Origin of the sequence: Pseudomonas sp. DP-17, assembly GCF_022380625.1 — a bacterium.
Lineage (GTDB): Bacteria > Pseudomonadota > Gammaproteobacteria > Pseudomonadales > Pseudomonadaceae > Pseudomonas > Pseudomonas nitroreducens_A.
Window position 1 is genome coordinate 367,125 of the sequence record NZ_JAKSXG010000012.1, and the last position, 9,341, is coordinate 376,465.

Genomic DNA, 9,341 nt, shown 5'->3' on the forward strand with positions numbered 1-9,341 from the left:
TCAGCGCATCTGGAAGGCTTCCTGGTGGAAGCGGTTTCCGGGCATGCCCTGGCGACGAAGGTCACGGCGCAGCAGTTCGGCCAGCGCCTGCGGACCGCAGAACCAGATGCTCGGCCAGCGTCCCTGCGCTCCGGGTTTTACCCCCAGGTCAGCCGCCTGCAGGTAGCCTGCGCTCTCGCTGTAATGCATGCGCAAATCGATGCGCGGCAATTTCGCGCACAGCTCACGCAGGCGACCCGCGTAAATCGCATCGGACGGCGAACGCACGCAGTACAGCAACGTTACTTCCGGGCAGTCGTCCGGCCGCGCCTGTAGAGATTCGAGCCAGGCCAGGAACGGGGTGATGCCGATACCACCGGCGATCCAAACTTGCCGTTCGCCCCTGTCGCGGCGGAAGTCGAAGCGGCCGTAGGGCCCTTCTACCTTCACCGGATCACCAACCTTCAGGGCATCCTGAAGGCGCTGTGTGTAGTCCCCGAGCGCCTTGATGCTGAAGCGCACCTCGCCATTGCCCTGGTCACCACTGGAAAGGGTGAAGGGATGCTGCCCCTCCAGGCGATCACAGGTCAGGAAGGCGAACTGGCCAGCCCGGTGCCGCCAGCGCCCCTGAAGCCTGCAGGTCACCTCCAGCATGCGCTCGCCGGGACGCTCGATCGCTACCACCACGCCTTCATGGGTGCGCCGACGGCCGATCTGCCCGGTCAGCGACCAGAGCGCGCAGAGGCTGCCCACTGCAGCGCAGAGCGCCACCAGCCAACCGATCGGTTGCGTCCAATAGCCCGCAGGCGCCAGCACCACGCCATGGAAGGCGAGCACCAGGTAGACCACTGCGAGGGTTTTGTGAATGTAACGCCACAGGTGGTACGGGAAGCGTTGCCAGAGGGTGATGACCAGCATCGCCGCGAGCAGCCAGGCCGACCATTCGCCCAGGTCTTTGGCCGAGCCGCGGAACACGTCGAGGAAGGTTTCCACCCGCGGCCCCTTGGCCGGCTTGGTAATGAACTCGGCGAGCAGCGGCCCGCCCAGTTCCATCAGGTAGTGCAACAGACCCAGCACGATAGCCAGAATGCCCGCCCATTTGTGCGCGCGGTACATGCGGTCGAGCCCGTCGAGGGGCTTTTCCAGCCAGACCGGTCGCACGGCCAGCAGCATGATCAGGGACATCAGCGCGAACGATGCGACGCCGGTAAAGAGAATGGCCTGCTTGCGCACGACCCAGATGTCCAGCGTTGCCGGCGGGTCGACGAACAGTGCCAAACCAAAGGTGGCCGCCACGGCCAACAGTACGATCCAGATGAGTTTCACGGGTCCTCCTTGGGGCGCCGAAACTGCGGGCCCAGGTGGAATCTGAAGGGTTCTTCTGAATCATCCCTTAATTTCGTAAGGTCTTTAGGCGCACATCCGGATTTCTATGACGCATGTCAAAGGCATCGCCCTTCGCTATGCTCGGCAAATTCTTACAGACCAGTGCCAGTCATGCGCCTGCGAGTCCTTTCCGACCTCCATCACGAACATTTCCCCAACGGCCGTCGCGAGCTGCCTCCTGCCGCCGCAGATGTCGTGGTGCTGGCCGGCGACATCCATGAACACCTGCAAGGCCTGCACTGGGCTCGCGAGGAATTCCCCGACAGCGAAATCATCTACGTCGCCGGCAATCACGAGTTCTATCACTCCGACCAGCCCGAGTTGACCCAGGCCATGCGCAACCTGGCCCGCGCGCTGGATATCCATTTCCTCGAGAAGGACAAGGTCATCCTCGGCGGGGTGCGCTTCCTCGGCACCACACTGTGGACGGACTTCCAGCTCTACGGCGAATCCGCGTCAGAACTGGCCTGCGAGCAGGCGCAGCTGCTGATGCCCGATTTCAATACGGTGGATTACTTCACCCAGCCTTTCACACCCCAGATGAGCCAAGAACTGTATGGCGCCAACTGCGAGTGGCTGGCAGCGGAGCTGGATCAACCCTTCGCCGGCCCGACTGCGGTGGTGACACACCACGCCCCCAGCACCCGCTCGATCCCCTCGCACTATGTCGGCGACGCCCTGTCGCCTGCCTTCGCCTCAAACCTGGAAAGCCTGGTCGAGCGGTGCGATCTATGGATTCACGGACACGTTCATGAGTGCCTGGACTATCGCATCGGCAAGGCGCGCGTCGTCGCCAATCCCGGCGCCTACCCCGGTGAGGACAGCGGCTTCGATCCCTGTAGGGTGATCGAACTCTAGAACAGCGGCTCGCTCTGTGGCGGCTCGTCAGGTGACAGTTCGCTGAAGAAGCGCCAGATTTCGGCAGGCCCATCCAATTGCGGATCGACGCGCCCCAACAGGCGCGGCGGCCGGTACAGCGGCTGCGAAATCAGGTGCCCACCACCGAACACCGTTACCAGCTCAACGGGCGGCCCGCCGCTGTCGGCCCAACGTTGCCGCTGCGTCCATACAGGGCCGGGTTGGGTCAGCTTGTCCACCTGCGGCTCGCCACCCTGGCCGTTGCGCTTAGCGAGCGCCAGGGCGGACTCCTCGGCGGAAAGCACGTTGCCACGGTCACCGAAGCCGAACAGCGTGACCCGGCCACCCGCGTAGGGATTGATCGGGTCCCGCGTGCCGTTCATCAGCAGCACAGCCTTGGGCTGCTCGGCGGGGCGACAGGCGTCGTTGTCCGCGCTCGGCAGGCTGGCAGCCACGGCGGCGACGCCGTCAACCTTGTCCGGAGCCTCGGCGGCCAGGCGCAGCGCCATCTGCCCGCCATTCGAGTAGCCAGTGACGAACACACGCGCCGGGTCGACGCCGCGCTCGCGCTGCAGGCTGTCGATCATCTGCGAGAGGAAGCCGACGTCGTCAATGTTCAGACGCCGGGTGCTGTAGGAAGCCACCCGCCGACAGTCATTCCAGTGCCCTTCGAAACCATCGGGATACAGCACCAGAAAGCCATCACGGTCGGCCAGGGCGTCGAAGCGGTAACCGCTGTCGCGGCGCATGCGCTCGCCGTTGCTCTGCGAGCTGTGCAGCACCACCAGCAGCGCCGGATGCTCGGCAAGCTTGTGCGGCACGTAGAGCACATAGCTGCGGCGCCGCTGCCCCTGGCGCACCGAAGCATCCTCGCTGCTGCCGGTCAGCGTCGGCTGCAACTTCAGCTCACCGGGCACGTACCACCAGCCCCCTACCAGCAGCGCCAGCACCAGCAGCGCGATGAGTGCCTGCACGATTCGCATCGCCACCCGCATACCGCCTCTCCTTGCCCGCCCGGCGGGCCTTGCGAGCCCCGGCCGGCTGCTGAGCAACCGAACCGCGGGCACTTGCCCTGAGACAGCCCCTCGCCTTGACGTCCATGGCAAACTCTAGCCGCTGACTCCAACGTCATAGTGTTTGGTAACCAAGGATTCCGAAAATGTTCCGAAGCTCTGCCCTGATGGCCGCCGTACTCGTCCTCGGCTGCGCAAGCCCGCTGTTTGCCGCCGATACCGCCCAGCAGCCGCTGACCGGCTGCGCCGCCAAGCGCGCCGCCATCGAAACCCAGCTCGAACAGGCCAAGGCCCAGGGCAACGGCAACCGCGTCGCCGGCCTGCAGACCGCTCTGGAGAAGGTGAAGACCTACTGCACTGACGCCAGCCTCACGCAGGAGCGCAAGCAGAACGTGCTGGATGCAGAGAAGGACGTCGCCCAGCGCGAGAAAGACCTGCGCAAGGCGATGAGCAAGGGCGATCCGGAGAAGATCGAGAAGCGCAAGGACAAGCTGGCCGAGTCCCGCGCCGAACTGGAGCAGGCCAAGCGCGAGCTGGAGGAGTAATACCGGGGATCGGCCTGCGGCGGGGTCGCGGACGGCGTCCGCTTACCTGAAATATTGCGCCGGGGCCTGCCTTCTCCCTTCGGAGCAGGGCGCGATGCCAGGGTCAGGGAGAGGGGAGTTCTCGGCACGGACTTGCGGAGAAAGACAGTGGCTCCTACAGAATCGGGCACTGCCCTTGCAGGAGGAGCCACGCCCGCGAGGGCGTGGCAAAGTCCGCCGCTGCCCTGCGCTCAGAGTGCGCGGAATTTCTTGTGGCAGGCTTCGCAGGCGTCTTCTACCGCAGCGAAGTCCTTGCGCACGCCCTCGGGCGTCGGCGCGGCGTTGCGGGTGTTCTCGCCCAGCGCGCGGACGGCCTGCTCGAAGGTCTTGGCGTCGGCCTGGAACTCCAGCTGGCGCTGCCAGATTTCCGCCTTGGCGCGGGTGTCGTCGCTTTCCACCTGGTCAGCCGGCGGCTGGGTCGACGGGAAGTACTGCCAGGGCTTGTCGGCGAGCTCGCCGAGCTTGGTCGAATTCGCGCGGAACTTGTCCGCGTCGAAGGGAATACGACCACGCAACATGCCACCCATGTCCTCGCTGGTCTTGAGCATCTCCTTGAACACTGCCTGGCGCTTGTACTCCGGCGAGTTGGGGTCCTGGCGATGGCAGCCGGCGAGCGCCGCGCCGGCAAGCAGCAGAACGAGCAGGGTCTTCAACTTCATGGGGGACTCTTGTAGGACGGCTGGACACGGAAGCGCCGGATTATCCGCCCCGATGTCCGAATGTTCCAGAGCGCGCCCGAGCGTCTGCGGCCATCCGCCGCAGCCGCACGCCTTTCGTTCAGCCGCCGTTCAGGCGCGCAAAGGTCAGGCGGAAACGACGAAGATCGCGATGATCAGGCCCATGCCGAGGAACCATACCAGCGAGCGCAACAGCGCCAGGTCGGCAACGTAGAAGATCAGGTAGAGCAGGCGACTGGTGACCCAGGCGATGGCCAGGCGGTCGATGGTGGCAGGTTCGGCGTTGTTCACCACATAGGCGATGATCACCGCCGCGGCGAAGGCCGGGGTCACCTCGAAGCTGTTCATCTGGAAGGCGTTGGCGCGCTTGCGGTAACCCTCCAGAGTGGCGAGGAAGGTGCGCGGGTCGTGGTTCTGCCGGAGGCCGAAGCCGCCGCCGGTGAACTTGGCGATGCTGGTCCCGACATAGGGCAGGAAGATCGCGATCAGGACACACCAGAAGGCAATGGGCATGGTGAGAATCTCGTCGAGGGGAAAGCGCGCAGCTTAGATCACGGCTGCACGCCGCGTCCTTGACCGGCCTGGCGCCTCGCAGCGTAGCGCGGGCCAATCCTCAGAGCTTCATCACCAGCATGCCCGCCAGCACCAGGCTGCACGCGGCCAGGCGCGGCAGGCCGAAAGGCTCCTTGAGGAAGCGCATGCCGAACAGCACCACCAGCAGCACGCTGGTCTCGCGTAGCGCGGCGGCCTCGGCGATGGAGCCCAGCTGCATCGCCCAGAGCACCAGCCCGTAGCTGAGCAGCACGCAGAAACCGACGCTCAGGCCGAGCTTCCAGTCGTTGATCCAGAACTTGGCGAAGGCCCGCGTCCGGCCGAACAACGCCAATAGCGGAAACGGCAGGCCGGAGAGCAGCGACAGCCAGACCAGGTAGTCCAGCGGCTTGGGCCAGAGCTTCAGCGCGTTGCCGTCGGTCCAGGTGTAGCTGCCGATGCACAGGCCCATCAGCAGTACGGTGGGATAGGCGATCCACGGCAGCTTCGAGCCGCCGCCGCCCTTGAGCAGGAACAGCATGCCCAGCGGGATCAGCAGGATGCCGAGGATCTGCTTGTCCGTCAGGTGCTCGCCACCGAAGGTCAGGGTCAGCGCCAGCACCACCAGCGGCGACAGCCCGCGCATCAGCGGATAGACCAGCCCCAGGTCACCGACCTTGTAGGCCTGGATCAGCAGCACCCGGTAGACCAGCTGCAGCGACACGGCTGCGAGCAGCCAGGGCCAGACCTCGGCGGGCGGAATCTCGATCCAGGGCAGCAGCGCCAGGCCGGCAGTCAGGCCGACCACGTCCATGCAGGCGACCACCAGCAAGCGGTCGTTGCTGAATTTGACGAGGGTGTTCCAGGTGGCGTGCAGCAGGGCGGCCAGCAGCACCAGGGTAGTGGCGAGCACGAAAACGAACTCCTGGTATAGACCAGCCTGATTCTATCCCGAGCCACCCCGTGGCCGGCAAGCACCGGCTGTTTCGGACATTTCCAACTGACTCCTCGGCCGGAACTGGCCTAGACTGGGGCTTTTCGCCAGCACGAGCGCCTGCCATGCCACGCCTGTTCAAATTCCTGACTGCTTACATCCTCGTCTCCCTGCTCTCCGGTTGCGGCTACAACGCCATGCAGGCCGGCGACGAACAGGTGAAGGCCGCCTGGTCGGAAGTGCTCAACCAATATCAGCGCCGCGCCGACCTGATCCCCAACCTGGTCAGCACCGTGAAGGGCTACGCCGCCCATGAAGCCAGCGTGCTGACCCAGGTGACCGAGGCCCGCGCCAAGGTCGGCAGCACCACCCTCAATGCCGACCAACTGGATGACCCGGAAGCGGTCAAGCGCTTCCAGCAGGCCCAGGGCCAGCTCAGTTCAGCGCTTTCGCGCCTGCTGGTGGTCTCGGAGAACTACCCGCAGCTCAAGGCCGACGGTCTGTTCAAGGACCTGCTGACCCAGCTCGAAGGCACCGAGAACCGCATCACCGTCGCCCGTGGCCGCTACGTGAAGGCCGTGCAGGAGTACAACGTGATGATTCGCCAGTTCCCGCAGGTGATCACCGCGAAGATCTTCGGCTACAAACCCAAGGCCAACTTCAGCGTCGAGAACGAAGCCGCCATTTCCACCGCGCCTAAAGTGGACTTCGGCAACGCGCCGGCGCAGCCCGCGCAATGACCCTGCCGCGCTGGCTGCTGGCCGCCCTGCTGCTGTGCTGGGCGGCTCTGCTGCAGGCCGCGCCGGTCGCCATCCCGCCGCTCAGCGCCCGCGTCACCGACCTCACCCAGACCCTCGACGCGGGCCGGCGCGCACAGCTGGAAAGCCAGCTTGCGGGCCTTGAGCAGCGCAAGGGCGCACAGATTGCCGTGCTGCTGATCCCCAGCACCGGCGAGGACAGCATCGAGGACTACGCGGTCCGTGCCTTCGAACAATGGAAGCTGGGGCGCAAGGGCGTGGACGATGGCGTGCTGCTGGTGGTCGCCAAGGACGACCGCACGCTGCGCATCGAGGTCGGCTACGGGCTGGAAGGCACCATCACCGACGTACAGGCCGGCCGCATCATCCGCGAGCAGATAGTGCCGCACTTCAAGACGGGTGATTTCGCCGGCGGCATCCAGGCCGGTGTGGACAGCCTGGTCGCGCTGATCGAGCCACCCGCGGCGGCGCCTGCCGACCAGGAAGAAAGTGCAGCGGACCAGCTGCCGCAGACAGGCCCGGTGACGGGCTATAGCGACGCCTATTCCAACCGCAACGCCAGCGCCGCCGAGGAAATCCCGCCCGCGCGCCTGCTCGGCCTGCTCGCCCTGCTGGTGGGTGTGCCGCTGCTGTGCCTGCTCTTCCCGGTGCAATGGCTGCGCCAGCGCAGCATGGGCCGCTACCTGCTGTGCAGCGCCCTGGTCGGGAGCGTGGCCTCGGCAGTGCTGCTGTTCAGCGAAGCCAACCCCGAAGCCCTGCAACAGCAGATGATCGGCTCCTTCTCGATCCCGCTGGTGCTGTACGTCTTCTTCCTGCCCCCGATGTGGCTGACCTCAGGTGTGCTGCAGCTGCTGCTGATGATCATCAGCTCGATCGGCCGTGGCGGCGGTGGGCGTGGAGGCGGCGGAGGCGGGGGAAGCGGCGGAGGCGGTGGTTTCAGTGGTGGCGGTGGCTCCAGCGGCGGCGGCGGTGCCTCCGGCCGCTGGTAGCAGGCCCTACAGGGCGGCGACGCCCTGTTCTTCCTCGCGGATCGAACGCAGCACCTGGCGCTGCAGCTCGATGAACTCGGCGCTGGCGGCCATGTCCTCGTGGCGCGGGCGGCCGAGATTCACATCGAAGGTGGTCTTGATCCGTCCCGGCCCCAGGCCCATCACCACGATGCGGTCGGACAGATACACCGCCTCCTCTACGTCATGGGTGACGAACATCACCGTCAGCCGGTGGGTTTCCCAGATGCGCGTCAGTAGTTCCTGCATCTGGTGGCGGGTCATGGCGTCCAGCGCGCCGAAGGGCTCGTCCATCAGCAGGATCTTCGGCCGGTAGGACAGCGCCCGGGCAATCGCCACGCGCTGCTTCATGCCGCCGGACAGCTCGTTCGGATAGGCCTCGGCGAACTTCGCCAGCTTCACCAGCTCCAGGTGCTCGTCGGCAATCTCGCGGCATTGCGCGCGGGACAGGCCGGCGGCCTTGAGGGCGAACTCGACGTTCTGCCGCGCCGTAAGCCACGGCAACAGGGTGTAGGACTGGAACACCACACCACGGTCCAGGCCCGGCCCGGTGATCGGTACGCCGTCGACCTGCACGCTGCCGCTGTCGAAGTCCTCCAGGCCGGCAGCGATCGACAGCAGCGTGCTCTTGCCGCAGCCCGAGGTGCCGACGATGGAGACGAACTCGTTGTCTGCCAGGGTCAGGTCGATGTTGCGCAGCACCTCGCGGCGCTCCTTGCCGACCGCGAAGCTCTTGTTCAGGCCGGTGATTTCCAGGGTCGCCATCAGCTGCGCCTCCGGTTGTAGCGGAACAGGATCTTCTCGCCGGCGCGCATGGCCTGGTCGGTGACCAGCCCGAGGAAGCCGAGCAGGAGGATGTAGCCGATGATGGTGTCGGTCTGGAAGAAGCGCTGGGACACGGTGATGCGGTAGCCCAGGCCGGAGGTCGCGGCCACCAGCTCGGCCAGCACCAGCCAGGTCCAGGCCCAGCCAAGACTGATGCGCAGGGCATCCCAGATGCCCGGCAACGCGCTGGGCAGGACGATCTTCAGGAGAATGCGGCGATCCGGCATGCCGAGGGTGCGGCCCAGGCCGACGAAGTCCGCCGGCACGCGCTTGATGGCGTCCATCACCATCAGCACCTGCTGGAAGAAGGTGCCGATCCAGATGATGAGGAATTTTTGGAAGTCGCTGGTGCCGGCCCAGAGGATGGTCAGCGGGACGAAGGCGACTACCGGCATATAGCGCACGAAGTCCACCAGCGGCTCGGTGGCAGCCTTCCAGAAGCCGTAGCAGCCGGCGAACACGCCGATCACGATGGACATCGCCGAGGACACCAGGAAGGCCACGGCGATGCGGTACACGCTGACCTTCAGATCCGCCCACAGGGTGCCATCGGCAGCCAGCTTGAGCATGCGCGCCCAGACGTCGCCGGGCACCGGCAGGAAGATCTTCGGTACCGCGCCGCTCGCCCCGGCCAACCACCAGAGCAGCGCCAGCAGGACGAACACGGCGCCGCCGATGAGCAGGAAATGGCGCTGCGCGATCGGCTTGCCGATGGTGAACAGCGGGTTGGATTGTCGGGCTTTCATGTCGGGCTCTTCGAACGGAGAAAGACGCGGGGCGGCGGGGGGG

11 protein-coding genes are annotated in these 9,341 nt (G+C 65.8%); 4 read left to right on the plus strand and 7 right to left on the minus strand.

Annotation, left to right across the window (positions count from 1 at the left end):
- Positions 1–1,305 (minus strand): ferric reductase-like transmembrane domain-containing protein, encoded by a 1,305-nt coding sequence (locus tag MJ122_RS20225; protein WP_239745836.1) that lies wholly within the window; start codon positions 1,303–1,305, stop codon positions 1–3.
- A 171-nt stretch (positions 1,306–1,476) separates the two neighbouring features.
- Here MJ122_RS20225 and MJ122_RS20230 point away from each other — a divergent pair, with 171 nt between their 5' ends.
- On the plus strand, positions 1,477–2,223 hold the full coding sequence (locus tag MJ122_RS20230) for a metallophosphoesterase (protein ID WP_239745837.1): 747 nt from the start codon (positions 1,477–1,479) through the stop codon (positions 2,221–2,223).
- Here the strand turns inward: MJ122_RS20230 and MJ122_RS20235 are convergent.
- Positions 2,220–3,218, minus strand: a complete 999-nt coding sequence (locus MJ122_RS20235) for an alpha/beta fold hydrolase (RefSeq protein WP_239745838.1) — start codon at positions 3,216–3,218, stop codon at positions 2,220–2,222. The genes MJ122_RS20230 and MJ122_RS20235 overlap by 4 nt on opposite strands.
- A 164-nt stretch (positions 3,219–3,382) precedes the next feature.
- Between MJ122_RS20235 and MJ122_RS20240 the strand changes: the two genes are divergently transcribed.
- Positions 3,383–3,781 carry a DUF1090 domain-containing protein gene (locus MJ122_RS20240; RefSeq protein WP_088416066.1) on the plus strand — a complete coding sequence of 133 codons (399 nt, stop codon included), beginning with the start codon at positions 3,383–3,385 and terminating at the stop codon, positions 3,779–3,781.
- 230 nt (positions 3,782–4,011) lie between these two features.
- On the opposite strand, the gene MJ122_RS20245 is transcribed toward MJ122_RS20240, so the two are convergent.
- The 3 genes from MJ122_RS20245 to MJ122_RS20255 all read right to left on the minus strand — a co-directional run bounded on the left by MJ122_RS20245 (position 4,012) and on the right by MJ122_RS20255 (position 5,941).
- Positions 4,012–4,479, minus strand: a complete 468-nt coding sequence (locus MJ122_RS20245; protein ID WP_239745839.1) for a cytochrome c — start codon at positions 4,477–4,479, stop codon at positions 4,012–4,014.
- 144 nt (positions 4,480–4,623) lie between these two features.
- Complete coding sequence (locus MJ122_RS20250; RefSeq protein ID WP_239745840.1) at positions 4,624–5,010, minus strand: MAPEG family protein; 387 nt, start codon at positions 5,008–5,010, stop codon at positions 4,624–4,626.
- A gap of 100 nt (positions 5,011–5,110) precedes the next feature.
- Positions 5,111–5,941: an EamA family transporter gene (locus tag MJ122_RS20255; RefSeq protein WP_088416063.1), complete on the minus strand. Its 831-nt coding sequence runs from the start codon at positions 5,939–5,941 to the stop codon at positions 5,111–5,113.
- Between the two features lie 146 nt (positions 5,942–6,087).
- Between MJ122_RS20255 and MJ122_RS20260 the strand changes: the two genes are divergently transcribed.
- Together MJ122_RS20260 and MJ122_RS20265 are read left to right on the plus strand one after the other, a co-directional pair.
- Complete coding sequence (locus MJ122_RS20260; protein ID WP_017520537.1) at positions 6,088–6,702, plus strand: LemA family protein; 615 nt, start codon at positions 6,088–6,090, stop codon at positions 6,700–6,702.
- Positions 6,699–7,709 (plus strand): YgcG family protein, encoded by a 1,011-nt coding sequence (locus tag MJ122_RS20265; RefSeq protein WP_239745841.1) that lies wholly within the window; start codon positions 6,699–6,701, stop codon positions 7,707–7,709. Before MJ122_RS20260 ends, MJ122_RS20265 begins: the two co-directional genes overlap by 4 nt.
- Positions 7,710–7,715: 6 nt before the next feature.
- Here the strand turns inward: MJ122_RS20265 and MJ122_RS20270 are convergent, their stop codons facing one another.
- On the minus strand, positions 7,716–8,492 hold the full coding sequence (locus MJ122_RS20270; protein WP_239745842.1) for an ABC transporter ATP-binding protein: 777 nt from the start codon (positions 8,490–8,492) through the stop codon (positions 7,716–7,718).
- Positions 8,492–9,298 (minus strand): ABC transporter permease, encoded by an 807-nt coding sequence (locus tag MJ122_RS20275; RefSeq protein ID WP_239745843.1) that lies wholly within the window; start codon positions 9,296–9,298, stop codon positions 8,492–8,494. The genes MJ122_RS20270 and MJ122_RS20275 overlap by 1 nt, the downstream gene beginning before the upstream one ends.
- Positions 9,299–9,341: the final 43 nt, after the last annotated feature.

Bases quoted from the DNA above. Each gene is read 5' to 3' on its own strand.
- MJ122_RS20265 (WP_239745841.1), top strand. From the start codon at position 6,699: ATGACCCTGCCGCGCTGGCTGCTGGCCGCCCTGCTGCTGTGCTGGGCG.
- MJ122_RS20260 (WP_017520537.1), top strand. From the start codon at position 6,088: ATGCCACGCCTGTTCAAATTCCTGACTGCTTACATCCTCGTCTCCCTG.
- MJ122_RS20270 (WP_239745842.1), bottom strand. From the start codon at position 8,492: ATGGCGACCCTGGAAATCACCGGCCTGAACAAGAGCTTCGCGGTCGGC.
- MJ122_RS20250 (WP_239745840.1), bottom strand. From the start codon at position 5,010: ATGCCCATTGCCTTCTGGTGTGTCCTGATCGCGATCTTCCTGCCCTAT.
- MJ122_RS20235 (WP_239745838.1), bottom strand. From the start codon at position 3,218: ATGCGGGTGGCGATGCGAATCGTGCAGGCACTCATCGCGCTGCTGGTG.
- MJ122_RS20245 (WP_239745839.1), bottom strand. From the start codon at position 4,479: ATGAAGTTGAAGACCCTGCTCGTTCTGCTGCTTGCCGGCGCGGCGCTC.
- MJ122_RS20240 (WP_088416066.1), top strand. From the start codon at position 3,383: ATGTTCCGAAGCTCTGCCCTGATGGCCGCCGTACTCGTCCTCGGCTGC.
- MJ122_RS20230 (WP_239745837.1), top strand. From the start codon at position 1,477: ATGCGCCTGCGAGTCCTTTCCGACCTCCATCACGAACATTTCCCCAAC.
- MJ122_RS20275 (WP_239745843.1), bottom strand. From the start codon at position 9,298: ATGAAAGCCCGACAATCCAACCCGCTGTTCACCATCGGCAAGCCGATC.